Source organism: Segetibacter koreensis DSM 18137 (assembly GCF_000374045.1).
Lineage (GTDB): Bacteria > Bacteroidota > Bacteroidia > Chitinophagales > Chitinophagaceae > Segetibacter > Segetibacter koreensis.
This window is the reverse complement of sequence record NZ_KB893320.1, coordinates 84,040-110,714: the sequence shown is the minus strand read 5'-3', so window position 1 is coordinate 110,714 and position 26,675 is coordinate 84,040. Positions and strand designations below refer to the sequence as shown.

At 37.3% G+C, this 26,675-nt stretch carries 21 protein-coding genes; 14 read left to right on the top strand and 7 right to left on the bottom strand.

Annotation, left to right across the window (positions count from 1 at the left end):
- Positions 1-77: 77 nt before the first annotated feature.
- The 7 genes from B154_RS0108280 to B154_RS0108250 form a co-directional block, all read right to left on the bottom strand.
- Entirely contained in the window at positions 78-1,727 is a 1,650-nt protein-coding gene (locus tag B154_RS0108280) for a serine/threonine protein kinase (RefSeq protein ID WP_018613319.1), read from the bottom strand.
- A 9-nt stretch (positions 1,728-1,736) separates the two neighbouring features.
- Positions 1,737-2,516, bottom strand: a complete 780-nt coding sequence (locus B154_RS0108275) for an FHA domain-containing protein (RefSeq protein WP_018613317.1) — start codon at positions 2,514-2,516, stop codon at positions 1,737-1,739.
- A gap of 144 nt (positions 2,517-2,660) precedes the next feature.
- Positions 2,661-6,773, bottom strand: a complete 4,113-nt coding sequence (locus tag B154_RS28015; protein ID WP_211217468.1) for an FtsW/RodA/SpoVE family cell cycle protein — start codon at positions 6,771-6,773, stop codon at positions 2,661-2,663.
- An 86-nt stretch (positions 6,774-6,859) separates the two neighbouring features.
- On the bottom strand, positions 6,860-8,278 hold the full coding sequence (locus tag B154_RS30615) for a PP2C family protein-serine/threonine phosphatase (protein WP_018613312.1): 1,419 nt from the start codon (positions 8,276-8,278) through the stop codon (positions 6,860-6,862).
- Between the two features lie 99 nt (positions 8,279-8,377).
- Positions 8,378-9,331: a hypothetical protein gene (locus B154_RS0108260; protein ID WP_018613310.1), complete on the bottom strand. Its 954-nt coding sequence runs from the start codon at positions 9,329-9,331 to the stop codon at positions 8,378-8,380.
- A gap of 57 nt (positions 9,332-9,388) precedes the next feature.
- Positions 9,389-9,883: a hypothetical protein gene (locus tag B154_RS0108255; RefSeq protein WP_018613309.1), complete on the bottom strand. Its 495-nt coding sequence runs from the start codon at positions 9,881-9,883 to the stop codon at positions 9,389-9,391.
- Positions 9,884-10,120: 237 nt separating this feature from the next.
- Entirely contained in the window at positions 10,121-11,497 is a 1,377-nt protein-coding gene (locus tag B154_RS0108250) for an AGE family epimerase/isomerase (protein ID WP_018613308.1), read from the bottom strand.
- Between the two features lie 358 nt (positions 11,498-11,855).
- Here B154_RS0108250 and B154_RS0108245 point away from each other — a divergent pair, with 358 nt between their 5' ends.
- The 14 genes from B154_RS0108245 to B154_RS0108175 all read left to right on the top strand — a co-directional run bounded on the left by B154_RS0108245 (position 11,856) and on the right by B154_RS0108175 (position 26,645).
- Positions 11,856-12,461: a TetR/AcrR family transcriptional regulator gene (locus B154_RS0108245; RefSeq protein WP_026260049.1), complete on the top strand. Its 606-nt coding sequence runs from the start codon at positions 11,856-11,858 to the stop codon at positions 12,459-12,461.
- Between the two features lie 398 nt (positions 12,462-12,859).
- Positions 12,860-14,074, top strand: a complete 1,215-nt coding sequence (spt, locus tag B154_RS0108240; protein WP_018613303.1) for a serine palmitoyltransferase — start codon at positions 12,860-12,862, stop codon at positions 14,072-14,074.
- On the top strand, positions 14,071-15,195 hold the full coding sequence (locus B154_RS0108235; protein WP_018613302.1) for a hypothetical protein: 1,125 nt from the start codon (positions 14,071-14,073) through the stop codon (positions 15,193-15,195). Before spt ends, B154_RS0108235 begins: the two co-directional genes overlap by 4 nt.
- On the top strand, positions 15,192-16,178 hold the full coding sequence (locus B154_RS0108230; RefSeq protein ID WP_018613301.1) for an NAD-dependent epimerase/dehydratase family protein: 987 nt from the start codon (positions 15,192-15,194) through the stop codon (positions 16,176-16,178). The genes B154_RS0108235 and B154_RS0108230 overlap by 4 nt, the downstream gene beginning before the upstream one ends.
- 50 nt (positions 16,179-16,228) lie before the next feature.
- Positions 16,229-17,554, top strand: a complete 1,326-nt coding sequence (locus B154_RS0108225; protein WP_018613299.1) for an inositol-3-phosphate synthase — start codon at positions 16,229-16,231, stop codon at positions 17,552-17,554.
- Positions 17,551-18,006 carry a phosphatidylglycerophosphatase A family protein gene (locus B154_RS0108220; protein WP_018613296.1) on the top strand — a complete coding sequence of 152 codons (456 nt, stop codon included), beginning with the start codon at positions 17,551-17,553 and terminating at the stop codon, positions 18,004-18,006. The genes B154_RS0108225 and B154_RS0108220 overlap by 4 nt, the downstream gene beginning before the upstream one ends.
- 403 nt (positions 18,007-18,409) lie before the next feature.
- Positions 18,410-18,784: a GtrA family protein gene (locus B154_RS28005; RefSeq protein WP_018613294.1), complete on the top strand. Its 375-nt coding sequence runs from the start codon at positions 18,410-18,412 to the stop codon at positions 18,782-18,784.
- Between the two features lie 6 nt (positions 18,785-18,790).
- The gene (locus B154_RS0108210) at positions 18,791-21,340 is read left to right on the top strand and encodes a DUF5686 and carboxypeptidase-like regulatory domain-containing protein (protein ID WP_018613292.1); all 2,550 of its coding nucleotides are present in this window, start codon (positions 18,791-18,793) and stop codon (positions 21,338-21,340) included.
- A 7-nt stretch (positions 21,341-21,347) separates the two neighbouring features.
- Positions 21,348-22,085 (top strand): CDP-alcohol phosphatidyltransferase family protein, encoded by a 738-nt coding sequence (locus B154_RS0108205; RefSeq protein WP_018613290.1) that lies wholly within the window; start codon positions 21,348-21,350, stop codon positions 22,083-22,085.
- On the top strand, positions 22,066-22,608 hold the full coding sequence (locus B154_RS0108200; RefSeq protein ID WP_018613288.1) for a DUF4833 domain-containing protein: 543 nt from the start codon (positions 22,066-22,068) through the stop codon (positions 22,606-22,608). The genes B154_RS0108205 and B154_RS0108200 overlap by 20 nt, the downstream gene beginning before the upstream one ends.
- Positions 22,609-22,631: 23 nt before the next feature.
- Positions 22,632-23,252: a sterol desaturase family protein gene (locus B154_RS0108195; RefSeq protein WP_026260048.1), complete on the top strand. Its 621-nt coding sequence runs from the start codon at positions 22,632-22,634 to the stop codon at positions 23,250-23,252.
- Positions 23,252-24,199 (top strand): phosphatase PAP2 family protein, encoded by a 948-nt coding sequence (locus B154_RS0108190; protein ID WP_018613284.1) that lies wholly within the window; start codon positions 23,252-23,254, stop codon positions 24,197-24,199. Before B154_RS0108195 ends, B154_RS0108190 begins: the two co-directional genes overlap by 1 nt.
- 441 nt (positions 24,200-24,640) lie before the next feature.
- Positions 24,641-25,150 (top strand): VOC family protein, encoded by a 510-nt coding sequence (locus B154_RS0108180; protein ID WP_169337653.1) that lies wholly within the window; start codon positions 24,641-24,643, stop codon positions 25,148-25,150.
- Positions 25,151-25,259: 109 nt separating this feature from the next.
- Positions 25,260-26,645: an FAD-binding oxidoreductase gene (locus B154_RS0108175; RefSeq protein ID WP_018613278.1), complete on the top strand. Its 1,386-nt coding sequence runs from the start codon at positions 25,260-25,262 to the stop codon at positions 26,643-26,645.
- Positions 26,646-26,675 lie beyond the last annotated feature (30 nt).

Genomic DNA, 26,675 nt, shown 5'->3' with positions numbered 1-26,675 from the left:
TCAGTAAAAAAATTGCCTGCAATTTCTATAAAAGATACTTAATTTATTTCCCGGGAAAATTTAAAATCGAAATTTATTTATTGTATAGGCTTTAAATCTTGTTTTCGTAACCACCCTCTTGAGGTTTGGCCTTTGTCATTAGTATAAACAATATAAATAAAACCGTTCATATCATCAGAAGGGGTCAGGACAGCATTATTCCAGTGAGTAATATAGGCATCACGACTGGTAGTTTCGTCAGGAGTACTATAAAAATATGCTTTTGATAATACTGTATATTTTGTCGCACTCTTATTGGGTTTCTCTTTGTTAGAACTATTAACTGTAGTTTTGTTTGTATCTGCTACAGGCTGTTGTGGTAATTTCTTTACAAGTTTTTTTTGCTTATTACCAGCAACAGAATCTAAGGCAGCCTTTTTATTATTTACCTGGCTTCGTTTCTTTTGAGCTGTTTTTTTTGTTACCGGCGTATTCGTTTTGTGCGCATTTACCTTGTCTTTGTTAGAGGCAGTACCAATTTGCTTATCCTGTTTTACATTTTTAAAATAGGAATAACCTGAAAAAGCTGCCAAAGCAATCGCAAGAAAAAGTACTGCTATAAAAGATGATTTTGCAACGCCATTTTCATCAGATGAAACAGAATTGTTTTTTACTTCTAAAAGCTGAATTCCAGCGTTTTTATTATTAGCTTTTGCCTGCAGTTCTTCATACTCTCTTTCTTTTAAGATCAATTCATCCCTATACTGTAAAAGCTGCTTTTGCAATTGCTGTTTCTCTTGTACCAATAGCGCAGTCTTCTCAGTATCACCGGCATGTAAAACATGAACACTATTTTGAGTAATAAAAGTATTCAAACTGCTACCATTACTAAACCTGTTTTCAGGTTTTTTATTAAGGCATTTGTAAATAACGGAAATGAGCCAATCAGGTATCTCCATTTCTCTTGCACGTTTGTCTTCAGGCCAAGTAAGTGGCAAAGCCTCTTTTCTTAAAGAAACAATATCTGTTGGCAACGTTTCCATATGTGCCAGGCGAACATTGTTCCGTGCAGCTTCTCCCCTATCCTGTAGTGGAAATGGCACTTTACCTGTCAGCAATTCAAACAGTACAATCCCAAAACTGTATACATCTGTCTGAAACAACATCTGACCTTCGTTTTGCTCCGGTGCCATAAACTCTACTGCACCTGCCTGCCGCAAACTGGTTCGCCTTTGTTCGTCTGACATGATAGCCAGTCCAAAGTCCAGCAACACATAATTACCGCTATGAATATTAAATTTTACATTATTACTTTTAATGTCTCCATGCTTCACACCGAGACTGTGACAATGAGCTAACGCATTTGACAATTGTTCGGCAACTTTTATAACCTCTTTAATGGTAAATACAGGAGGATGAGGAGGTTGTAACAATTCTTCCAAATCAGGTCCTTCTATATATTCCATTTCAATAAAAGGAAAATTGCCTGTTTCTGACAATCCTGAACTCAAAATCTTTACTACATTAGGATTGGGTTTTTCGTTGACCCTTTTAAGTTTTTGCACTTCATTTTTAAAATCCCTGAAATTTTTGTCTTCTTCATCTTCACTATAAATGGGGGTAGGTAATAACTTAACAGCAGAAATGATTTCTCCGGTACGTAAACCTTTGTACACAGAGCCCTGGCCACCCGTTTTCATGGGGGCCATGTTTACCAATCCTTCTGTTATTGTAAAAACCTTCGCCATTCAATTATATTATTTGTCCACATCTGAAGTTCGAAATTCAAGTACAGCCGATTCGCCTAATACTATTTGATCACCTTCCTGTAGTCGATGTCCAATTTGAGTTGTTTGGAATTTAACAGGAGTGCCCCCTTCCGTTCTCACTTTCATTTTATTGTGAGGCGGTATTCCACCTTCATCAGCAAATATATAGAAAGCGCTTGCTTCAGTATCCCATTGAATATGCGCATGCTCCCGGCTTACCGACCGGTTGCTTTCATGCTTGCTTGCATCGATAAAAGCAATTTGATTCTCCCTGTAAAAACCTTCTGCGGTCTGTGCTTTTCTCTCGCGGCCAATATTTATTTTACCACTGGTTGAAGTTATTGTGTATACAGGTTTCTCTGCTTCGCCATTCAAAACTCTTATATAAGCTGTTGAAGTCGCATGGATCTTTGGTTTTTTCTTTGTTGAGATAAACAACGCAGCATCTACAACCTGTGCTTTGATGGCTTCCGGTGGCGCCTCATCAACAAACGAGATTTGCATTGTCCAGGTTGATGGCAGGTCTATCGCAAAATCATCTGCTATCTTTTGCACTTCTTCCTCTTTAAAACGATTTTCTTCATCCGCATAAATAGCCCCTTCATACAAATGCTTTTCCTCCGGCTTGCAGGTGATATACAAGTAAATTCCCCGTATATTTTTTCCTTCGCCTCCCTCAGCTTTCTGCAACTGGTCTTTTATAAACTGTAGTAGTTCCCCGCGAATTCCTTTTGTATCGCCTGGTCGGCTTTTAAGAAAATCAAACATTGCTTTTATTAAAAATTTTAATTCTTATCTTTTGGGCTTAAAAAGTAAGAAAAGTTACTTTAAATAAACATACCTGGAATTGAATATAATTGTAAAACTTTTGCTCCTGTCGCCCCCAAAATGAACCCGGAAAGTTATCTACACTCATTGTGTCGTATCAGAAGCGGGATCGTCTCCACTTTTTAGTGTCAACGCAACTCGTTTAATTATAGGTTCCTGACTATTTTTTACCAGCGGATTCTTTATTGTTGGATTTGCTCTTCCTTCCTTTTCAAAGCTTTTTATATAGCCTCTTTTTACCAATATGGGAACAACATACGTTCCTGCAAGTCTTACTGCTTCGCTTGACCCTTTCGCCGCTTCCAGCCGGATACACGTTACAATATGTCCCGTTCCACTTGCTTTGGGAGCAAAGAATACATACCATCCGTCATTTATCCTTTCACTCTTCCAAATACGCTCAGGCGTGCCTGTTTTTCCTGCAACTTTCAATCCCAGCCGCTCTGCCTTATTCGCACTTTGCTCCAGCATATAATCTGTTATATGCTGAGCATACCTGGGATTTTTCGCTATACGCACGCCTGCTTGCACCGGAACCATTTTGCCACTTACACTTAGCACATACCGGTTTGGCATTAGTGTTCCGTTATTCGCTATTCCCGCTGCGACCCTTGCAACCGAAGCTGGCGTTGCAATCAATTCGCCCTGCCCCCAAGCCATACCTGAAACACCTTTACCTCGTGTTCGTTTTATATTGTTTGGATTGTAAGTATTAATGCTCTTAAATTCCGTTTTGCGCCAAAGTTTGCGCCATTCGTTTTGTTGTTCTGTATTGTTTGGCTCGCTTTCATAATAATAACCTCCTACACCGTGTAAAAACATTCCCGTTTGCAGATACAAAGTCCCCATTTCTTCCTGTAACCTCTCCTGGTTGGCAAGACGTATAAAAAAGGAATTATTAGATTTTACAATTGCTCTTTCAATAGATATGTTACCGGCTTCATCAGGTTCCGGGCCTTTTATGCGTATGAGGTCTTGTGGCAGCACACGTATAGTTTTCGTTGCGGCAGCTTCTCCTAATTTGTTAAAAGCGGCCAACGCAGTCACAAGCTTTGCAGTCGAACCTGGCTGTGTCGCGTGTGTAAATCCCATATCACTGTTTACATTCCAGCCAGGAAATTTATTCAGCTCCGCTTCACTTAATGTTAGCATATCCCAATCATTAACAGGGGGTAACGGATATGATGCTGAAGCAAGCACGTCACCTGTATTATCTTCCATTACTACAACTGATACACGTTTTATTTTTACACTATCATCCGTTGCCAGGGCTTTTTGCAAGTTGGTTTGCAGTGCGGCGTCCATAGTCAATTGCACATCACGGTTTTTTCGTTTAAATGAATCCACCTGCTTACTGTTAATACCTGCTAGCAGCAACCTTGAAAGTGCAGTGTAATCTCTTTTAGTTACTGTCATTTCTGTAGATGACTCAGGCAGAAACCTGTCTTGCCTAAACCTGTGGGCACTTACTTCGAATTTTGTTGCAGGTGTAGGAAAGCCGCGTAATTCTGCCGCATGTTCGTACTCACCAAAATAACCATTTGTTGAGCCATTAAAAACTCCGGTATTTGCATCACCTGTCCAGAAAAACATTTGTTCGCCGAACGGGTAATACCTGTCTAAACGTTTATAAGCAAAAGCCTCCAAATTTTCTTTTGGAATGCCGACCGCTAACAGTGAATCTTCCTGGTTTTTAACAAGGTCAACATGGCTGGTGGCCAATATTCTTCCTTTCCTGTCTAATAAATTTCCGGCCTGCAGCCTGTTTATAAGAATAGAAATGCGCGGGTTATAACTAAACATTCTTGCCCCGCTTCTGTCTGCCACCAGTGCAGGTTCTACCACCCATTTATTATTATTAAACAAATATTTTGAAACATTGATACCTAATAATACAATACCGATACAAGCAGCCAAAAGTGCAGGAAGCAAATTTTTATCTTGTTGCTTTGTTATAAATTTCATTTGGGCTGCTGTGCCTTGCAGATGAGAAGCAGACAATAAAAAACCGGCTGCGAGCATGTTACAAAGCAATGATGAACCTCCATAACTCATGAACGGCAAAGCGACTCCTGATAAAGGCAATGCGCCGGTAGAACCCCCTGCAATTAAAATAAATTGTATAAATGTGCTAACCCCAATACCGGCACACAGGTAGAATAAAAAAGGCGTTCCTGTCTGCCGCCCGATATTAAAAGAACGATGCAGGTATATTAAGAAAAGAACAAATATGCAAATGATACCGGCCCATCCAAACTCTTCTCCCATTGAAGGTAGAATCATATCTGTATGCGCTTCCGGAATTGTTTTGGCAAAGCCTTCACCCGCACCCTGTCCTGTAACGCCTCCGCTTGCCATAGCCCAAATTCCATTTGCTACCTGGTCACCACCAAATACCTCGTTGTTCCATGCGTCGAGCCAAATTGCTTTTCTGTCTGTTAACCTATGAACAGGTCCGGGAATAACTTTATCTAAATAAGGAACCTGGTCGAGCAACAAAAAACCTGCAATAACTACCAAAGCCATAATGGACGATTCACTTAATCGCTTTTTAGCAAATAGCATGTAAATAAGTAAATAACCAACTGTAACCCCTGTAGCTATCCAAACATTTTTAAGCACCCATAAAGAAAGAACATATAGAACGATGGCGGCTACCATATTTGCAAAATCGCCACGGGAAAATGAGAAAAGTATAATAAAAGTAAAACAGCAAACCATAGCGGGGCCTAAATCTCCCAATATTAAAAAGAGAAGAATAGTGCCGAGGATTGCAGCCAGGGCGAAAAAGAAAAACGAAAAGCGTTTATGCCAGGACGTATATTGTGAGATGTATTTTTCATTAGCGGCAAAAAAACCAGCAAGGAAAATAATCACCAAAAACTTTACTATTTCGCTTGGCTGAAAACCCAGGAGATTCACTTTCACGCCGCTTCCTTCAGGGCCTGTTCCAAAAAGAATGGTAAGCATTAATAAACCCATTGCTATTAATGCCCACTGCCATCCATTAGCAGCGCTTCGGAGATTCTTAAATACAAATAATCGAAAAAGACCTGAGTCGGAAGTAAACCTTTTAAGATTGAATAACATTAATATAATAATACCGAAGACACCAAAGCCAAAATAAGTCAATGTACTTTTCGCGAAAAAGCGGTCTCTCAATGGATCCTGTAAACTAAATAACGTTAAAAACGAAAGCCCGGTTAAGACCATTATGACCGGAAGAATAAATTGATCGGCTCGTGGAAAACGAACAGTCAGCAGTAGATGAAGAAGCCAAAAGGAAGCAATAAAACTCACTACAATTATCCAAAACCATTTACTTGCTTCCTCAGGTGTACGAACAATTAATGATTTTTCTTTTTTTAAAGTATTAAAATCACGCGTAGAAAACAGTTTTATGGTGTTGGGTATTTGGTAAAAAGTAAATGATGCATTGTTTTCTAATTTTTGCACTCCCTGCGAACGGCCAAACTCATAGCCGGGTTGCAGAGGTAATACTGCAAACGAATTATTTTGAGGCAAACCTGAAAAAGAAAATTTTCCATTAGCATCCGTACGGGCGTAAGCGGTAAAAGATTGCAACTGGCGATGCCCGAGGGAATCGAGTGCGAAAATTTTTCTGACACCTTTAGAATTGACTGTTATTTTCCGGCTGATATCATCTACACTTTCGCTATACAAACTATCCTGTGGCAGGATAAGCTGCAAACGTACCAATACACCTTGCACGTGTATTCCAGCTGTCTTTACAATTTCACCATTTATTGTTCCGCCTCCCATTGCAACAGCGTTAGCTGCCGGCAAGGGGTCTGGTTTTCGCCTTTCTCTATCATATAAAGATGAATCCTGGTCTGTAAAACCTATTAATGACCGCTCAACCTGTGCTCTTCTTTTAAACTCCTCTCCGCCATTTAGTGATGCATCTTCAATGCTTACATTGTATTTGCTTTTATTTAATTCGCCAACGTTATCGGTAATCCCAATAGTTTTGTTTCGGCCCGCTGCCACAACGGAACTTACCAGGTCTATATCACGTTTATCATGAAAGTAAAAACCTTTTGACAGTAAAACTTTTATGCGTTCGCCCGGTTTATCGTCATTAAGATTCATAATAGTACCGTCTCTTAATCGTTTTGGCACATCTGCGAAATCTCGCTTAAGTACCGCAAACAATTTATAAAATAGTACAACCATGACTATTGTAACCAGCAGCAAAAAAACCCTCTCAATATTTCTTGAATAAAATCGTCCGTTATCTGACACCATTCTTAGCGCAATAATTATTGTGAGTTAACTTCTGTATTGTAAAACAGTGTATCCGCAAACCTGCCATTTACAACAGAGGTATCATTAAACATAAATTCCTGTTGCACGGGAACGCGGCAGTTTTTGAATTGAACCTTTTTAAGATGTAAACCCCGGTTTTTTACAAGTACACCAATATCAAAGTTTTCTAAAGTAAGGCTGTCTAATAAAACGTATTTACAGGCAGGAGACAAAGTGAAAGCAGGACCTTTGTAAGTCGTATCACTTTTTATAGTAACACCGTTTCCGATTATATGTAGCGAATCTTTATTTACATAAATAGAATCGGTTATAACAATGGGTGGATTACCGGCTTGGTTTAGCACAAAAACTTCATTTGTTTTCGTACCATTTATACTGTCAGCTAATACCTGCTCCTGTTCATTTCTCCTCTTCAGTATAACATTGTTCGCAACGTTTTTTTCATTCTTATTATTGTAATTCTGATACAGCAACCAGATAAGTGCGCCTAATATCAGCAGGCTTAAAAAGATGAAAAGAGGAACGGAACTACTTTTTTTCTTTTTGTTTGAAACAATTGTTTGTTGAGCAGAAGTACTTTTTATTTCTACTAACTGTTCTTTATTTTTACTATCATTATCTTTTACTGTCACTGCAGGTTTTGTTGCCGTATGTTGTAATGGCGTCTTATTGTTTTGAACCAGAACCACTGTAATATTATCTTTTCCACCAGCATCGTTTGCCGCATCTATCAGCGATTTTCCTTTTAAAGATAAATCTTTGTTCGTATCTAATACAGATGTGATTGTTCTGTTATCAATCATATCTGTTAGGCCATCGCTACATAAAAGAATCATGTCGCCGGGCAGAAAAGGCGATTCGCCGGTCTCTATATAATCCGGCGTTCGCATCTGAGAGTCGAACCCCAGGGCCTTATTAATCTCATTTCGTTTGGGATGCTGCATGGCGGCCTCTTCAGACAAACGTCCACTATCTTCAAGAAAACCAACAAACGAATGGTCTCGCGTGACTTTCACCAAAGAGTTGTCCCTGAAAAGATAAAGCCTTGTATCACCGACATGAGCATAATAAAATTTATTATTAGCAAGGTCGGCAAGGGCCAGTGTAAGCACACACGCCATTTGCTCGTTTTCTTTGCTAATTTGTTTTTCCTTATAGATTGCTTCATTTGCAGCCACCAGCGCTTCTTTCATCACCAGGGTAATATCTGAGCTCCTGTTTCTGTCTATATAAGAAAGAATAGCATCATGAGCCAGGCGGGCAGCTACTTCTCCACCTTCATAACCACCTACGCCGTCAATAACACAAGCAGCTATAAACTGATTATTGAGAACCGGCTCAGCAATAAAAGTATCTTCGTTGTTACTTCTTAACTTTCCTGTGTCAGTTATTCCAAAATAGTTTTTAGCCATTGTGGTTATGTGTATTTTTTATGTCCCAAAAATTAGCAATCAGCAATAAAATACAGATTACTAACAAAGCTATAGATAAAGCGCTGTCCATAATTCTCTTTACAATTTAAAAATGTTTACTCCCACTATTCCATTCAATACCATTCTCGAATTAATAGGCAACTCGGTCCAAACAATATTATTGGTATCGCTTGCAGAGACTTCATTCTCGTTTAAAATGGTTTTTTCACCAAAAGAAGCTACATAAAATTTTCCATCAGATTTATTATAACGAATGCGTAAGTGAGGCGTATTCACCCAGTCAGAAGGAATTTTAAAAATGTTCGATCCTTCTTTGTGTTCATCCTTTCCACTTACTGTAATTTCTTCATCCTTCATCAGGTATTCAATCTTTTTTCCTGCAAAATCCCTATCCGGAATTATTGTTTCAAAACGCGCAAGTACGCCGGTTTGTGCTTTGCTAATCTTTCCTTCCTCAAGAACCAGGTTTTCCTGGTAAGGCACTTCGTAATATCCCTCACTATAAAATGTAAAATCCTTCAAAATGTCATTGTTGACGTCAAACGTTTCTGCAATGCCTGTTTGTCTTGGTATAAAAGTTACCCTTAGATTTTCTTGTTTTTGATGGGTGCTTCCTGGTAGCAATTTTCCTATAAAGCTTTTGTCTCCCTGCCTATAATCAGGATGAGACACAAAACGAAAAACCCATTTATTGCTGGATGGCTCCACGGTTTTGCCCTCGGCCCTGTATTTTTTTAAAATCTGGTAAAACTGTTTAACTGACTCTTGTATGATTAAACCGAAAATACCTCTTTTATTATCCATAAAATTATTGTAGTCTTCGGGGCTGAAGCAAACAATATATTCATGAAAAAAAACAATACGGTTTGCAAATGAAAGCTCCTTTATAGATTCATTGAACTTCTCTACAATATATTTAAATACATCGTCAGGAGTAAGCGTTAAAGTTTGATGCGTTGTTTCAAAAGCTTCTTTCTTAAGAAACCAATCATGCAAGCCCATCCGTTGCCAAAAAGTCGTATTCGATTTCATTCAAAAATTTCTTAAATTGATAAAACTCACTGAAAAAAAGGAGCTGTTACATAAGGCCTACTCATCTTCTTTTTTCTTTTTATGTTTTCCAAAAATCTTATTTAAAAACTTCTTTAATCCCTTTACTACTTTTTCTTCCTCTTGTTCAGGCTTTACCGCTGCTGCCCTCTTTTGCACTTTACGCTCAGTTACCTCGGGGCCTGCTATTGCCAAGGCTGTGTCGGCACTAATTATATTATACAACCTTCCAATGTACAACTTTCTGTGTGCAGGGTTGTCTTTGTACACATTATAGTCATCACTATACACAATAATCTTCTCGCCCAAAGTCGCCGGCTCTTTATCAGAAATGCTCACAACACTGTCCCATGTTTTTCCACCATCTAATGAATAAAGGAAGTTTTTTTTCTCGATATTGTAATACACGTTTTTCTTAGGAAAATAATAAAATTCAAAATTTTCCTTTTCCTCCTGGTTATTCTTGCTTTGGCACGATACTAAAAAGAGTTGTAAGCTCACAACTATTATTATGAACCCTACAACTCTTTTCATTTATTAGTATTTATTGCAAAATCTATTCAAAGATTGTTCCAATGCCGAAATGGAATTGATAGGATAAATATATTGTTTTGGAAGTGAACGTGTTTATATTGTTTTGTTAATCAACTTTACATTGACAAATAAATATTGTCGCCGCTCTCGGTTCTTCGCAAACCTTGGTCGCCCTTTTAAAACGGCAAAAAACCGTCAGTTGTTGGTCAATACATTATAAACAAAGGCTGTTAATCCTTACTCCTCCTTTTCTCCTTTCAACCTTTTTACGCAGTTTGACAAAGAACGAAAGTGATGATAAGTACCTTTCCAAATATGCCCTTTCAACGCTGTTTTGCGTTGAGGTTCTTTATCGAGCCCTTCTTCATACCAATCGCCGTATGTATGATCTATCAGGTAAGTTTGTGCGTATTGCCAAAGTTGTTTAAACTTATCAAAATAGTTCATTGGATCATTAGGAAAGTGATCGGACATTAGCAGCAGCGTGTTTAACCCTTCGGCTTGTGCCCACCAGTTTTTACTATCTAAAATAATAGATATACCGGGCTTGTTTTTAAAATAATATCCCTCGTCATAAAAGCCACCCAGTTTGTTGTCCCAGCCATTTTTCAGGGCATGGTCAACCATTCGTTTGCCAACTGTCATGGTAGTAGTGTCGTCTTTTAGACCCAATGCATGAGAGGCTTCGAGCATAAGATAAGCGGTTTCAACATCATGACCGAAAGAAACATGATCTAAATTGCGATGCCGTAATACAGATGCCTCAGAAGAATCCCTGAAAGATATTGGTGTCCAATCAGGTTTAAAGAAAAGTATAAGGTCTCCTTTTCTATTTGTTATTTTATCTCTTATCAGATATAGCAGTTCCTGCAATCGCTGTTTCACCAACTCATCGGGCCATACACTGTACAATTCTGTAAATGCCTCCAACAGATGAATAGAACTATTTTGATCTTTATAACCAAGATCGGAAGTGTTAGGCACAGTATTATCTCTTTTAACCGGCGTTCCGTCTCTTAGTAAGTGTTGATAGTAACCTTTGTAGATCTGGTCGTGGCTATGTTTCTCCAGCCACATAAAAGCTTTTTTTGCGAGGTTGAGAGCACCGGTATCACCTGTAGCCTTGTTGTAAGCCGCCAAAGCATATATACCAAACGCATTTCCATAAGCCTCTTTTGGTTTTTTGATGTCGCTCTTATCATTTCCCTGCCTGTCAACAAGATTATAGAATCCTCCATATGTTCCATCCCACATCACATCTCTTAAAAATTTATAACCTTGTTCCGCGCAGGTTTTATAATAAGAAACATTCGGGTATAGCTGAGAAGCTTTTGAAGTTGTCCATATATGACGAGCCTGTGTAACAATCATTTTGTCATGGGGACCCGTAGGTTTAAAATCATAAGTAAAGGTGCTAAGAAAGCCGCCGTAAACACTATCTACCGCCTGCGGATACCATTTATTTAATAGCTCAGTTTGTATAGAGTTCTCCATTTCTGCAGCTATTTTCATTCGCTCATCTTTGGTTTGAGAGTTTTTAGTTTGGGCCGTTATGGCAGAAGAAAATAACGCATAAGAAATGAATAATAAGAAGGCAAAAACAATCCGTTTCATATTTCTTTAAAAATTGGTATTAATTAAAACTTATAATAAAGATGGAACATTTATCAATATTAATCATTTTGTTTTATTAATGTTATGGAACTCCCATGCGTAAGTATTTTTTCTACTCGCAACTGACCAGCTAATCGAGACTTTCTTATTATTTTCTGTTTTTCATTTAAAGCTGATAAGTTTAGTATTTACACCTTGTACCTCAAAAGTTATAAGATATACTTCAGCCTTTCATCCCATACCTGCAGCCTCCACTCTTTAAACAATTCATCTTACTTCTATCTAAAGCTTTCAAGATAAATTGTTTATTTAAATTTTTACTTCTATTTTTGGACGAAATTCTGAATTTAGTCGAAAAATGGTTGAGCAAATAACAAAAGACGAATCAATGATCAGGGAAATACTTTCCACTGCTAAAAAATTATTTGCCCAGCATGGTTTGAAAAAAACAACCATGGAAGATATTGCCAATGCAATGGGCAAAGGAAAAAGCACTTTGTACTATTATTTTCCTGGAAAAACAGAAATATTTGAGGCTGTTGTTGATGAAGAATTAAAAAACCTGTTGCGCATTACCCGGCAAGCTATCAACATGGCAACTACAGCCAAAGATAAACTGAAAGCATACGTAAGGACCAGAGTATGTGCTATGGAAAAGTTTCACAACCTTAGTACAGTTATATATGAAGATATATTTAACCATTTAGCAGAAATCATAAAAATAAAAATAAAGCACGAAGAGATTCAGATCGACTTGATTAAAGAGATCATTAAAGGCGGAGTACAATCAGGAGAATTTAAAGAGCTTGCAGAAAGAAACATTGAATTATTTTCCTGCACTTTGGTTGCCGCTTTTCGTGGAGTTGAATTGCCTTTACCAGTATCTAAAATTATAAAGAACCGCGAAAACGGGCCTGATTTATTAGTAGATATTATGGTTGATGGTATTAAGGGCAGGTATTAGAAAAATGGACGAAAAAACGTTTTTGGTCAAAAAATTCCATACCAAAAAAAGATTTTTTAAGCAATGTTTATATCTGCTTACAGCATAAAGAGGATACTAACATTTATATAAGTAAATTTTAAAAACGGTATTTTAAATAAAAAATGTAGGATAAACAAAACTTACATTTTTAAATACTTGAACAATGATAAAATACGTTTTTGTAACTGATTCAAATTTTTAAATTAAACTTAAAAGCTAAAAAAGCTGTATTGAAAATCGTTAATTGACTATTTTTACTTTTAGTGTTTTTAACTTTTGAAAGGTAAAGATGCAAATACTGTTAAGGCACGAGAGACAATAATAATCTGGATAAACTATTTTAATAAAACGATGAAATTGCTTGTTAAATATTGGATATGATGCAGAAAAAACTACATAAGAAGATTGAACAGTTTCATGATGCTGCTCTTGTGAAAGAACAGGGTATATATCCGTACTTCCGTGTTATAGAATGCGGTCAGGATACGGAAGTTATTCTTGATGGGAAAAGAGTTTTGATGTTTGGGTCGAACTCCTACATGGGGTTAACCAATCATCCCAAAATAATAGAAGCAGCAAAAAAAGCAACTGATAAATATGGTACAGGTTGTGCCGGTTCACGTTTTTTAAACGGTACGCTTGATATACATATAGAACTTGAAAAAAAACTTGCATCATATGTAAATAAAGAGTCGGCGTTGCTTTTCAGTACAGGGTTTCAGGTAAATCTTGGAGTTTTATCTTGTGTAACTGGCAGAAACGACTACCTGATACTTGATGAGTACGACCACGCTTCTATTATTGATGGCACACGTCTTTCATTTTCCAGGGTAATCAAATATCGCCACAATGATATGGACGATCTTGAGCAAAAATTATCTAACCTTCCTGAAAGTGCAATCAAGCTCATAGTGGTAGATGGCATATTCAGTATGGAAGGTGATATAGCAAAGCTGCCCGAAATAGTAAATATAGCAGACAAATTTGGCGCAAATATAATGGTAGATGATGCCCACAGCCTGGGTGTTATAGGCGAAGCAGGAGCAGGAACAGCATCGCACTTTGGTCTTACCGATAAAGTTGATCTTATAGGCGGTACTTTTAGTAAATCCCTGGCCTCTTTGGGAGGGTTTGTTGCAGGAGATGAAGTGATTATTGATTATTTAAAACATAAAGCGCGGTCTCTGATCTTCAGCGCCAGCATGACTCCTGCTTCTGCAGCCAGTGTTATTGCAGCTCTTGACATTATACAAACAGAACCGGAGCGCATTGAACAGCTTTGGGCTAATACGAGGTATGCAAAACAGCTTTTACATGAGGAAGGTTTTGAAATGGGACCAACGGAAAGCCCTATTATTCCTGTATACGTAAGAGACAATCACAAAACCTTTTTGCTAACGAAGATGTTACAGGAAAACGGCATTTTTGTAAACCCGGTTGTTTCACCCGCGGTTCCTTCAGATGCGTCACTTATTCGTTTTTCATTGATGGCTACACACACATTTGCTCAAATAGAAGAGGCTGTAGAAAAACTGACAAAAGCAGCAGCCCATTTGGAAATTCCAAGATTGAAGGAAAAGTTTCAACTATGATAACCATCAAGCCGGTAACTACAAAAAAACAACTCGCAACTTTTATTGATTTTCCACATGAGCTTTATGCTGATGACCCAAACTATGTTCCTGAACTGCATATTGCACAAAGAGATATTTTAACGCCGGGAAAACATCCTTTTCACGAACATTCTTCACTCCAATGCTTTTTGGCGGTAGATGAAAAGGATAAAGTAAAAGGAAGAATAGCAGCCATTCTTAATAACAATCATAATAACTTTAATAATACTAACGATGGCTTCTTTGGTTTCTTCGATTGCGTGAATGATGAAAGTATTGCAAAAGCATTGTTTACAGAAGCATCTGAATGGCTTAAGGCGAAAGGCCTTGCAACTATGATTGGGCCTGTTAACCCATCTACAAATGAACCCGTCGGTTTGTTAATAGATGGCTTTAATGAACCTGCGGTGGCAATGATGACTTATAACAAACCTTACTATATCGATCTTGTTGAAAAAAACGGGTTTCATAAAAAAGTAGATTTGTTTGCCTATGATATCAGAACAGATACAGTAAGCGACAGGGCGTTGAAACTGCAGGATGCACTAATGAAAAGGCTCGAACAAAAGAAAATTACCATTCGCCCTATAAAAGTAAAGGATTTTAAAAATGAGGTAAGAAAAGTCAGGGAAATATATAATTCAGCATGGGACAAGAATTTGGGGTTCGTGCCTATGACGGAGAGCGAGTTTAATTACCTGGCCAAAGACCTAAAAAATATTCTGAATCCTGACTTTTGTCTTGTAGCCGAGCATGAAGGGAAAATGGTGGGTTTTGCGCTGGCAGTACCGGATATTAACCAGATACTCATAAAAATAAAAAGAGGCAGATTATTGCCCACAGGAATTTTTAAGCTTTTGTTGGGCTTGAAAAAAATTAACTACTACCGGGTAATAACATTAGGTGTTATAGAAGATTATAGAAGACTGGGGATCGAAGCGTGCTTTTATGCCAAAATTATACAAAAGGGTGTGGATATGAAATTAAAAGGTGCCGAAGGATCCTGGATTTTAGAGACAAATGATATGATGAATAAGGCCCTGCAAAACATTAACGGAAAAGTATATAAGACTTACCGTATTTACGAGAAAGCATTATGAAGCAAAAGGTTTTAATAACAGGCGCCAGTGGTTTTGTAGGCTATCATTTAATAGAAGCTGCTCTTGCAAAAGGTCTTGATGTGTATGCTGCTATTCGCAGAAGCAGTGATATAAAACATTTAACCCCTTATAATATTAAGTATACCTACCCCGATTTTACTAATGTAGACAAACTTGCAAAAGATCTGGATGAAAATAGTTATGATTTCATTATTCATGCAGCAGGAACTACAAAAGCAAAAAACGAGGACGAATACAACCGTGTAAATGCCACCTATGCAGCTAATCTTGCAAAAGCAGCAAAAATGGGTGCAGGACTGCAAAAAATGGTGTTTCTGAGCAGCCTGGCAGCGTTAGGCCCATTAACCGATACAAATGAATTAATAACTGAAAGTACACTTCCATCGCCCGTTACAGCTTATGGCAAAAGCAAATTATTGGCAGAAGCACAATTAAAAGATATTGATTTACCACTGATAATTTTGCGTCCAACGGCGGTCTATGGTTCAAGAGATAAAGACATTTTTATTATTTTAAAGACTTTTAGCAGGGGACTCGAACCCTATATTGGTAAAAAAGCACAACAATTAAGTTTTGTTTATGCCAAAGACCTAGCTCTGGCAACTGTAAATGCCCTGTTCACTGAAGAAACAGCAAATGGCATTTACAACATATCTGATGGTAACTGTTATACTCGCTATGAAATGGCAGACATTACCAAAAATGTGTTAAGCCGAAAAACTATAAAATTTCATTTGCCTTTGACAGTTGTTAAAGGCCTGGCGGTACTGTTAGAAAAAACATATGGGCTGTTTGATAAAACACCAGCATTGAATGTAGAAAAGCTTAATGAACTAACAGCTGTAAACTGGTGCTGCAATATAGAAAAAGCACAGAAAAATTTAAATTTCAACCCTGCTTACAATTTACAGCAAGGGTTGAAAGAGGCGCTGGAATGGTACAAGCAGAATGAATGGTTTTAGTAACACCATCCTAAAAAAGTAAAGGGTTCATAAAATAAAAACATACGCAAATGAAAGAACAAATTTTACCGGCAGAAGGTAAACTTGGTATTCTTATGCCTGGTTTAGGTGCGGTAGCGACAACATTTATTGCAGGTGTTGAAGCTGTTAAAAAAGACCTGGCCCAACCTATTGGTTCTCTCACACAAATGGGCAGCATCCGGTTGGGTAAAAGAACGGAAAACAGGTATCCTAAAGTGAAAGATTTTGTACCTCTTGCACATTTAAATGATGTTGTTTTTGGAGGCTGGGACGTATATGAAGACAATGTTTATAAGGCTGCTATGCACGCAAAAGTGCTCGATAAAGAATTATTGGAAGCCATCAAGCCTGAGCTGGAAGCAATTAAGCCAATGAAGGCAGTTTTTGATAAATCGTATATTCAAAATCTGGATGGGACAAATGTAAAGACAGCAGCTACAAAATATGAACTGGCTTTACAGGTAATGGAAGATATCAGAAAATTTCAGGAAGAAAACAATTGCTCGCGGCTAGTTATGGTCTGGTGCGGTTCAACAGAAAAGTATATTGAAGAAACAGCAGTTCATTCTACTATCGAAAGTTTTGAAGAGGGTTTAAAAAACAACAATACACTCATAGCCCCAAGTATGATATATGCTTATGCGGCTATTAAGTCAGGCGTACCTTTTGCTAATGGTGCACCTAACCTTACATGCGATATTCCTGCTTTAATTGAACTTGCAAAAGAAACAGAAACGCCGATTGGTGGCAAAGACTTTAAAACAGGGCAAACATTAATGAAAACGATTCTTGCTCCGGGTTTACAGGCAAGATCATTAGGCGTTCGAGGCTGGTTCTCTACAAACATTTTAGGTAATCGCGACGGTTATGTTTTAGATCATCCTGATAACTTTAGAACAAAAGAGGTTTCTAAATTAGGTGTTTTGGAAGACATCCTTCAACCCGATATTAACCCGGAGTTGTATGGAGATCTTTACCATAAAATAAGAATAAATTATTATCCTCCTCATGGCGATAATAAAGAAAGTTGGGACAATATTGACATTTTTGGATGGCTGGGCTACAGCATGCAGATTAAAATAAACTTTCTTTGCAAAGACTCTATTTTGGCTGCTCCAATTGTGCTTGACCTCGCTTTGTTTCTTGATTTAGCTAAAAGAGCCGGAATGATCGGTATACAGGAGTGGCTATCTTTCTATTTCAAATCGCCGCAACATGCACCTGAACTTCGTGCTGAGCACGATATTTTCAAACAGTTGATGAAACTGCAGAACACACTTCGCCATATTATGGGAGAAGATTTGATAACACATCTTGGTTTGGATTATTACCAGGAGCTCGTAGACACTTTATGATAAAGCTGCATAAGCTAATAGCCACTGCGCTGGGAATTGGTTATGTGGGAAAAGGCGGAGGGACTATAGCAGCGGCAGTATGTTGTATAATCTGGGTTATAATGCCTGTCAGCAATTCTACAATCTACTCGCAAGTATTAATGACTATTTTGATTTCAGCTTTAGGTGTTTGGTCAGGCAATGCTGTAGATGCAATTTGGGGAAAAGACAGCAGTAAAGTAGTAATAGATGAGGTTGCGGGTATGATGATTACATTGCTACTGATACCGGTACAATTAAAGTATGTTTTAGCCGGATTAGTATTATTTCGATTTTTTGATATAGCGAAACCTTTCTTTATAAGAAAAATGGAATTGCTGCCTAAAGGCTGGGGAGTTATGGCAGATGATATACTTGCAGGAATTTATGCGAATATATTGCTTCAGATTATTGTAGTTTACAAAATATTGTAAAGAGAAATAGAATAATTGTTGCGTTTAAATTCGTTTACAACTGTTCAAACATTTATAATTATTTCTGTCCTCAGTATTGTTTTTAGTTTTGCTTGCCGTGAGAAAAAATCTATAATATCAGGAATTTTTTATTATTTTTCTATGAAAGAAGTGAGAGGGTTATTGCAATTATTGCAGAATAAAATAACATATAAAACCAAATTGTAAAGAATAGTTTGCTTTTTTGTATGGAGTTTTTTAAAGATTGTTGCTTTGTTCTCTTTTCATATTGCACTAAAATCTTTTGGCTTTTTGAAAGTAGCGATGAAAGTTATGAAAGTCCGGAAATCTCCGGGAAGGGAATGAACATCAGTAAAATTAATTAATAGTAAGCAGCTCTAATAGCAGGCGTAACGTAACAAAGATGATTACTTTTCTCAAGGCAAATATATCCTCTTCAATTGCTTCTTTTTTTGATTACCTGGTAACAATTTTTTTGGTAAATTTTTTTCGTATAGATGTCGTTATTGCCAGTACAACAGGTACACTGTGCGGGGGAATTATAAATTTTTTAATTGGCAGAAACTGGGTTTTTGAGTCAAAAAACAGGAAGACGCACCATCAAGCGATAAGGTATGGAATAGTTTGGGGGGGAAATTTGCTTCTGAATACCGGGGGGATGTACCTGATGACCAAGATTTTTAAAGTGCATTATGTAGTTGCAAAGCTTTTTGTATCGTTAATTGTAGGTTTTGGTTACAACTATACTATGCAAAAAAGGTATGTTTTTAAAAAATAACCGAAAATGCAGGAGATAAAGAACAGGGTTATTTTGGTACTGTTACTGTTATCTGCTTGTTTTATAACATCTTATTCGCAAACTGTTGTAAAGGGTGTAATAAAGGATGCAGCTTCTCAACAGCCATTACAATCTGTAAGCGTTTATTTCAAGGGCGGCAAAGGTGTCACCAGTGGTGCAGATGGCAGTTATACGCTTAGGACTGTTAATGAGAAATTTACAACAGTACAATTTTCTTATGTAGGGTACAAAACGGTTACAAAAACCATTTTCCCCGGCAGGGAGCAGGAGATAAATGTACTACTTGAATTAGCAGACGCTCACAATAATGTGTATGTAAAAACAAATAAAAGAAGCAAGTACAGCAACAAAAATAATCCCGCAGTAGAACTGATAAGAAAGGTTATAGATAATAAAAATAAAAACAGGATTTCGGTGTATGATTATGTGTCGTATGACCAGTACGAAAAAATGGAACTGATGCTGACTAAAACACCGGAAAAGCTTTTAAACAATAAGCTCTTAAGAAACTGGAAGTTTATTTTTGAAAACAATGACACAACCAAAATTCAGGGAAGGGTGATGTTGCCTGTTTACCTTGATGAAACCTTTTCTAAAAAATATTACCGGAAAAATCCTGAAAAAAATAAAACTTATATACTCGGAGATAAAAAAGTAAATTTTGGTGAATATGTAGACATTGGTGGAGTCAGCTCTTATTTAGATAGGTTATATGAAGATGTAGATGTTTATCAAAACAATATTTCTTTACTATCAAACACATTTCTCAGCCCTATTGCTGATATGGCTCCCACTTTTTACCGGTTTTACATAGCTGATACAACTGTTATTGATGGCACCAAACTGGTAAGATTAAATTTTTCTCCGAGAAATTTAAATGATTTGCTTTTTAAAGGAACCCTGTTTGTTACACTTGATGGCAACTATTCTGTACAAAAATTAATTATGAGTATTAGCAAACATGCTAATCTTAATTTTGTGCGCGAGTTGCATGTAAATCAAAATTTTGAAAAAGGCTTTGATGGGCGGTATCACGTTATAATGAGCAATACTATAGTGGAGTTCGCTCTATCTAAAAATGCAAAAAGTGGTATTGTGGGAGAAAGAACCGTTTCTTTAAAAAATCTTACAATTAACCAACCCGGGCCTGATAGTGTCTATGACGGAGCTGCAGTTGTTCATTTAGAAAATAACAAAAATGAAGTTGACAGCTTTTGGGTACAACATCGTTCTCCTCCGTTATCAGAGGCTGAGTCAAAAGTATATTCAAACATAGACAGCCTGACACGTCTGAAATCTTTTAAAACTTTTATGGACATTGCCACCTTGCTTTTGGCAGGCTATAAAAGTTTTGGACCGTACGAGGTAGGACCTGTAAATACTTTTTACAGTTTTAATCCTGTGGAGGGCTTCAGGTTGCGCCTGGGAGGGAGAACGACTCCTAAATTTAACCAGAACATATACCTTGAAAACTATTTTGCATATGGTTTTAGAGATGAAAAATTTAAATATTTCGTTTCTGCCGCATATTCGTTTAACCGTTCATCTTACTACTCGTATCCTCATAATTTCTTGCGTTTCAATTATCAGCACGATACGAAAATTCCTGGCCAGGAATTGCAGTTTGTCTCGGAAGACAATTTTTTTCTGTCTTTTAAACGTGGCAAAAACGACAGATGGCTATATAACGATATTTTTAAGGCGGAGTATGAAAGAGAGTTTGGAAAAGATTTTGCTTACAATTTCGCCTTAAAATACTGGAAACAAACGCCGGCGGGTGTTATCTCATATATAAAATCTGATGGAGCAGGCCTTACAAACGTACCCAACCTTACTACAAATGAAATATCAGCAGAACTTTGTTGGTCTCCTCACCATCAATATTACCAGGGAAAAGTCTATCGAATTCCCATTATAAACAAATATCCGATTCTCCGTCTAAGGTACATAGCCGGTATAAAAGGACTTGTAAAGGGCGAATACAATTACCACAATATAAATCTTACTATAGATAAAAGAAGTTATTTGTCTCAATTGGGTTTTGCAGACGTAGTACTTGAAGGAGGTTATATCTTTGGAAAAATTCCTTATCCTTTAATGACCGTTCACAAGGCTAACCAAACATATTCATACCAGCTGCACTCTTACAACCTTATGAATTTTATGGAATTTGTAAGCGATCATTATGCGGCATTAAGCATTGATCAGCACTTCAATGGGTTTTTCTTCAATAAAATTCCATTGTTGAAAAAACTAAAGCTTCGTGAAGTAGCTTCAGCCAAAATTTTATACGGAGGGGTGAGAAATGAAAATAATCCTGATTTTAATCTTTCTACCTTTAAATTTCCCGTAGATAAAGAGACAGATTTACCAACTACCTATACCCTGAATAAAACACCTTACGTAGAAGTAAGTGCTGGCATTATGAATATTTTTAAAATTGTAAGGGTAGATCTTGTAAAGAGACTAACGTATTTGGATCATCCGGATATTGCAGAATGGGGCATTAGAACACGAGTAAAAATAGATTTTTAGAAAAAACATGAAAAAACAATTGTTAAGAGATAGACTGCAGAAGGGAATTTATAAAGTAATTGATCCTTTAGTAAAAGGATTGATAAAACTTGGCCTTACGCCAAATGCGGTTACTACTATAGGACTGATATTGAATATTTTTGTAGCCGTTATTTTTATAGTAGGGGCCGAAGAAAGTAATCGTGGAGATCTTCAATGGGTGGGCTGGGCGGGTGCACTGGTTCTATTTGCAGGCCTATTCGATATGCTTGACGGGCAGGTGGCGCGCCTAGGCAATATGAGTTCTATTTACGGAGCCTTGTTTGATTCGGTCTTAGACAGATATAGCGAGTTTGTAATGTTTTTAGGCATTTGTTATTATCTCGTCGCCAAGCACTACTTTATCAGTTCATTATTTGCTTTTATTGCGTTAATAGGCTCTATGATGGTAAGTTATACCCGCGCACGAAGCGAAGGTTTAGGAATACAAAATAAAGGAGGACTGATGCAAAGGCCCGAAAGGGTTGTACTGGTAGGTGTTTCAGCTATTGCGTGTGGCATTACGGCACACTTTATAGGTGGCAACTACAAATTATTTATTCCCGGCATTCGCTACCATGTATTTGAGACCATGTCGGTCTTTACACTGCCCATTACGGTTATGGCAGTCCTAACTAACATTACAGCCATCAAAAGAATGATTGATGCAAAAAAAGCTCTCGAAAAAAAAGAAAAAATTAAACTAAATGAACCGACTTATCAATAGAAAAAAAATATTCTATTTATCGCTCATAGGGCTTCTTGCCTCGATAACGTTGCACGCGCAGGAAAAGTTTCCTGTACCTACCGGCAACAGCAACCAGCTCTTTTATCTGCAAAGAAATCCTAATACAAATACAATAGTGTATGAGGTGAATTACGAAAAGAATACCATAAATGCTGAAGATCCAGTACACGTATATTGGATAAGGTACAACGAGCAGGGGCAGCAGGAAGAATTGAACTTTATACAGCGAAAGTTTGCTTATGGCTTAAAATCAACTTTAATTGCTAAAGATAAATACCAATTGCATTTTGTTTCTTATAAGAAATTCCCCATGTTTTTGATTAAAGGAGCCAATAATAAGTATAATGTTTTTGCAACTATTAACCAAAAACAAGCAATACTCAATCGTATCTTTGTAAAAATAAGCGGAGGTTCTTTTTGGACGCCAAATGTGGAATACGTTGAAGTGAAAGGAATAGACCCTGCTACAGGCAAAGAAGTAATGGAAAGAATGAAAATTTAATTATTGATAACTGCTTTATAATTATGAAGAAGAATTATATATCCAACTCAGAGGAATCAGTCAGAATGTTTAAAAATGACTTCCTGGAAAATCTTTCTAAAATTCATTTTTCTGTGCCCTTATTTATTTATGTACCTGTCATCATATATTTTATTTACCAGGCTTTTGTAAATCATATTGGCATTGGTGCATTTGCCTTGTATTTTGCACTGGGTATTTTTATTTGGACTGCTACCGAATACGTTTTGCACAGGTATATTTTCCACTTTGTTCCCAAGTCAAAATGGGGTTTGCGGCTGCACTTTATTTTTCATGGCGTGCACCACGATTATCCAAGAGATTCTAAGAGACTGGTAATGGTACCCTCTGTAAGTTTGCCATTAGCTGTTGCTTTTTATTTTTTGTTTGCATTATTTTTAAGTCCTGTTCATCTTTATTCATTTTTTTCAGGCTTCATTTTTGGGTACCTTATTTATGACATGACTCACTATGCTATTCACCATGCTAATTTCAAAACTCCGTTTTGGAAAAAAATCAAACAGCATCATATGCTTCATCATTATGATGATTCATCAAAAGGCTATGGTGTCAGTTCAGCCCTGTGGGATAAAATATTTGCGTCAGATTTTCCAAAGAAAAAATAATGTATCAGCCTGCTAAAACCGCAACTACTTATACCAGCTTATTTACTAAAAAAGATATTCTTTTTACCACAATTATATCTCTGTCTTACCTGCTGCTTGCTAAAATACTGATTGGATTTAAGGTAGAGCAAGTAGTTATAGTGCTGATATTTAACAGCCTTTATTACGCTTCTTTTCCAACACGAAAATTTATTACAGGTTTTTCGGTGTTTATAGTTTTTTGGATAATATTTGATTCAATGAAAGCTTTCCCAAATTATATGTACAATACTGTGCATATAGGCAGCTTGTACAATGCTGAAAAAAGCTTTTTCGGTATTCATTTTCAAAACCAAATTGTCACTCCAAACGAATTCTGGAGGCAAAATACCAATACTTTTTTCGATATAATAAGCGGTGTTTTTTATTTATGCTGGGTACCGGTTCCTCTTATTTTCGCGGGCTATCTTTTTTTTAAGAACCGGGAGCAGTTTATGCACTTCTCGCTTACTTTTCTTTTTGTAAACATTATTGGTTTTATCATCTACTATATTTACCCTGCTGCTCCACCATGGTATGTACAGCATTACGGCTTTCAATTTATTGCTCACACTCCCGGAAATACAGCAGGCCTTCAACGCTTCGACAATTTTTTTCACGCGGGAATTTTTAATTCACTGTACGCCAAAAGTTCAAATGTGTTTGCTGCTATGCCTTCTTTACATTCTTCTTACCCATTGATTACCCTATATTATGGTATTAAAAACAGGTTAGGCGCAATCAATATTGTATTTGCTATTATTATGTTTGGAATTTGGTTCGCTGCTGTTTACAGCAGTCATCATTACATTTTAGATGTGCTTGCTGGTATCACTTGTGCCATTGCAGGTATAATTATTTTCCAAAAATGGATTGCTCCAAACGGCAAGTTCCACGCTACTTTTGTCGAGAAATTTGTTAATGATTAGATTTTACTTCTATTCTTATTATTATACTTCTTATTCAATACCACTGGGTCTTTCAACCCAACAGCGTAGTTGGCGCACTTCCTACCCAATAAAACTTCACGAAGCTTTTCAAGCAGATATAAAATAAAATTGGTAGGCGAATCTTTATTGTGATTATTTAAAGAATACAAAGGCGTCTGTTTAACAAACTTCAAAACGCAGTTTTTGCAAATACCATATTTATGGGATTGATAGAAATTGCTATCCAAATTAGATTTACAGAGAATAACATTCGATAGAGATTAGAGAATAACATTCGATGTTACTGACCGTGCTACACTACCCCCACTTACAAGAAAGAATTAAAGAAATTAAGAACATCTACTTCAAAGTATGCTGATTGTATAATGCAGTTACATTATTTAAATCAGGAAAAATTACTTGAAAAATAAATTTATGGAAATGCATTTAGAGAACTCTTTCATCGGCTCCAGATTTGGTCAGATTGCCTGGGTGGTACCAGATATTCAATCGGCAGAAAAATTTTTTCGTGAGGTTATTGGTGTACAAGAGTTTGTAAAAATGGAAAATCTTCGTGCGGACCAGTTGGAAGGTATGGCCTACGGAAAGCCAGGAAACTTTGTCTTCCACTTGTATATGACTTATTCCGGCGGATCTCTGCTCGAACTTATTCAACCAGTATCGGGACAAAGCATATTTCAGGATTACCTCGACAAGCATCCCCAGGGCGGAGTACAACATATTGCATTTATGGTACCGGAGACAGAACTGCGTCAATGTGTTTCTGGCTTAACTGATAAAGGCTATTCTTCGATACTCAGTTTAACTCTTCCAGTTGCCAAAGTTTCCTTCTTCGATACTACAAAGGAGATTGGTGTTTTTACTGAAATTATTGGGGTTACAGAGGCAGGAGTTGAATTTGTAGAGCGGTTAAAAACCAAGGCAGCTTGATTTTCTTAAAGTGTGCTTGTAATAATAAATAAAAAAAGGTTCGTTATTATCTCTCAAAAACATATGTTTTATTAACTCTGAAAATTTCCTACAACAAAAGTTACTTCTTATGATTACTGAAAATTTCGCTTCTGCTACAGAAAATGCAATACAAGTTTATGCTGCCAAAGATTTGCAACCATTAATCAACGGCTCAATTATTACCCCGGGAAATGGTGAGTATAATACTGTAAGAAAAATATGGAACGGCATGATTGATAGAAATCCTGCTGTAATTGTTCGATGTATCAATACTAATGACATAATACATGCTGTACGATTTGCAAGAGATCATGACCTGCTGATTTCTGTTCGCGGTGGCGGACATAATGTTAGCGGCAACGCAGTTTGCAATGGAGGAGTTATGATTGACCTTTCTTTGATGAAAACAGTAAAGGTATATCCGGAGGAAAAACTTGCGTATGTAGAGATGGGTGCTACCTGGGGTGACTTTGATAAGGCAACACAGGAGTATGGTCTTGCTACTACCGGTGGCTTGATCTCTACCACAGGCGTGGCAGGTCTTACGTTAGGAGGAGGAGTTGGCTGGCTTGTGAGAAAATATGGTTTAAGCTGTGATAATCTTATCGAAGCAGAAGTTGTTACCGCTGATGGAAGGCTGGCAAAGGCAAGCCTGCAGGAGAATGCCGATCTTTTATGGGGATTGAGAGGGGGAGGAGGCAACTTTGGCATTGTTAGTTCTATGAAGCTCCGCGTTCATAAAGTTGATACTGTCCTTGGAGGAATGATTATCTATACAAGGGATAAAGCGAAAGAAGTTATACAATTCTATCGTCAATTTATACAAACAGCGCCGGAAGAATTGACCTTATATGCAGGCTTAATGACTTCGCCTGACGGTATTCCTGTAGTCGCACTTATAGGATGTTACTGTGGTGATATTGGAAAAGGGGAAACGGTTATGAAACCAATCAGGGATTTCGGATCACCAGTTGTTGACTTAATACAGCCCATTCCATATGTGCAAATGCAGTCTCTTCTTGATGGAGGTTTCCCCCATGGTTATAGGTATTATTGGAAATCTGGTTTCCTTGAAGATCTTTCCGATGAAAGTATTGACATCATTATTTCGCATATGGCTTCTAATCCTTCGCCATACTCTGCAATAGTACTGGAGTATTATGGAGGAGCCGCAGCCAGGGAGCCTGAAGGCGGCACTGCTTATCCTCATCGCCAATCTCAGTGTGATCTTGTAATAGGTTCCGGCTGGGTAGAAAAGCAGGACGACGAGAAGAACATTACCTGGACCCGTAAAATATGGGATGCATTACAGCCTTACTTAAGTCATAAAGTATATGTGAATACTTTGGGAGTTGAAGGCGAAGAACGTGTAAGAGAAGCTTATGGAGATAATTACTCTCGTCTTGCCGCCTTAAAACGTAAGTATGATCCTGATAATATGTTTCGGATGAATCAGAATATTCTTCCGGCTTAAAAAAATTCTGTTAGATATGTCACTCCGTTT

Excerpts from the sequence above, each read along its gene's own strand:
- B154_RS0108280 (WP_018613319.1), bottom strand. The coding sequence starts at position 1,727 with ATGGCGAAGGTTTTTACAATAACAGAAGGATTGGTAAACATGGCCCCC.
- B154_RS0108275 (WP_018613317.1), bottom strand. The coding sequence starts at position 2,516 with ATGTTTGATTTTCTTAAAAGCCGACCAGGCGATACAAAAGGAATTCGC.
- B154_RS28015 (WP_211217468.1), bottom strand. The coding sequence starts at position 6,773 with ATGGTTGTACTATTTTATAAATTGTTTGCGGTACTTAAGCGAGATTTC.
- B154_RS30615 (WP_018613312.1), bottom strand. The coding sequence starts at position 8,278 with ATGGCTAAAAACTATTTTGGAATAACTGACACAGGAAAGTTAAGAAGT.
- B154_RS0108260 (WP_018613310.1), bottom strand. The coding sequence starts at position 9,331 with ATGAAATCGAATACGACTTTTTGGCAACGGATGGGCTTGCATGATTGG.
- B154_RS0108255 (WP_018613309.1), bottom strand. The coding sequence starts at position 9,883 with ATGAAAAGAGTTGTAGGGTTCATAATAATAGTTGTGAGCTTACAACTC.
- B154_RS0108250 (WP_018613308.1), bottom strand. The coding sequence starts at position 11,497 with ATGAAACGGATTGTTTTTGCCTTCTTATTATTCATTTCTTATGCGTTA.
- B154_RS0108245 (WP_026260049.1), top strand. The coding sequence starts at position 11,856 with ATGGTTGAGCAAATAACAAAAGACGAATCAATGATCAGGGAAATACTT.
- spt (WP_018613303.1), top strand. The coding sequence starts at position 12,860 with ATGATGCAGAAAAAACTACATAAGAAGATTGAACAGTTTCATGATGCT.
- B154_RS0108235 (WP_018613302.1), top strand. The coding sequence starts at position 14,071 with ATGATAACCATCAAGCCGGTAACTACAAAAAAACAACTCGCAACTTTT.
- B154_RS0108230 (WP_018613301.1), top strand. The coding sequence starts at position 15,192 with ATGAAGCAAAAGGTTTTAATAACAGGCGCCAGTGGTTTTGTAGGCTAT.
- B154_RS0108225 (WP_018613299.1), top strand. The coding sequence starts at position 16,229 with ATGAAAGAACAAATTTTACCGGCAGAAGGTAAACTTGGTATTCTTATG.
- B154_RS0108220 (WP_018613296.1), top strand. The coding sequence starts at position 17,551 with ATGATAAAGCTGCATAAGCTAATAGCCACTGCGCTGGGAATTGGTTAT.
- B154_RS28005 (WP_018613294.1), top strand. The coding sequence starts at position 18,410 with ATGATTACTTTTCTCAAGGCAAATATATCCTCTTCAATTGCTTCTTTT.
- B154_RS0108210 (WP_018613292.1), top strand. The coding sequence starts at position 18,791 with ATGCAGGAGATAAAGAACAGGGTTATTTTGGTACTGTTACTGTTATCT.
- B154_RS0108205 (WP_018613290.1), top strand. The coding sequence starts at position 21,348 with ATGAAAAAACAATTGTTAAGAGATAGACTGCAGAAGGGAATTTATAAA.
- B154_RS0108200 (WP_018613288.1), top strand. The coding sequence starts at position 22,066 with ATGAACCGACTTATCAATAGAAAAAAAATATTCTATTTATCGCTCATA.
- B154_RS0108195 (WP_026260048.1), top strand. The coding sequence starts at position 22,632 with ATGAAGAAGAATTATATATCCAACTCAGAGGAATCAGTCAGAATGTTT.
- B154_RS0108190 (WP_018613284.1), top strand. The coding sequence starts at position 23,252 with ATGTATCAGCCTGCTAAAACCGCAACTACTTATACCAGCTTATTTACT.
- B154_RS0108180 (WP_169337653.1), top strand. The coding sequence starts at position 24,641 with ATGCATTTAGAGAACTCTTTCATCGGCTCCAGATTTGGTCAGATTGCC.
- B154_RS0108175 (WP_018613278.1), top strand. The coding sequence starts at position 25,260 with ATGATTACTGAAAATTTCGCTTCTGCTACAGAAAATGCAATACAAGTT.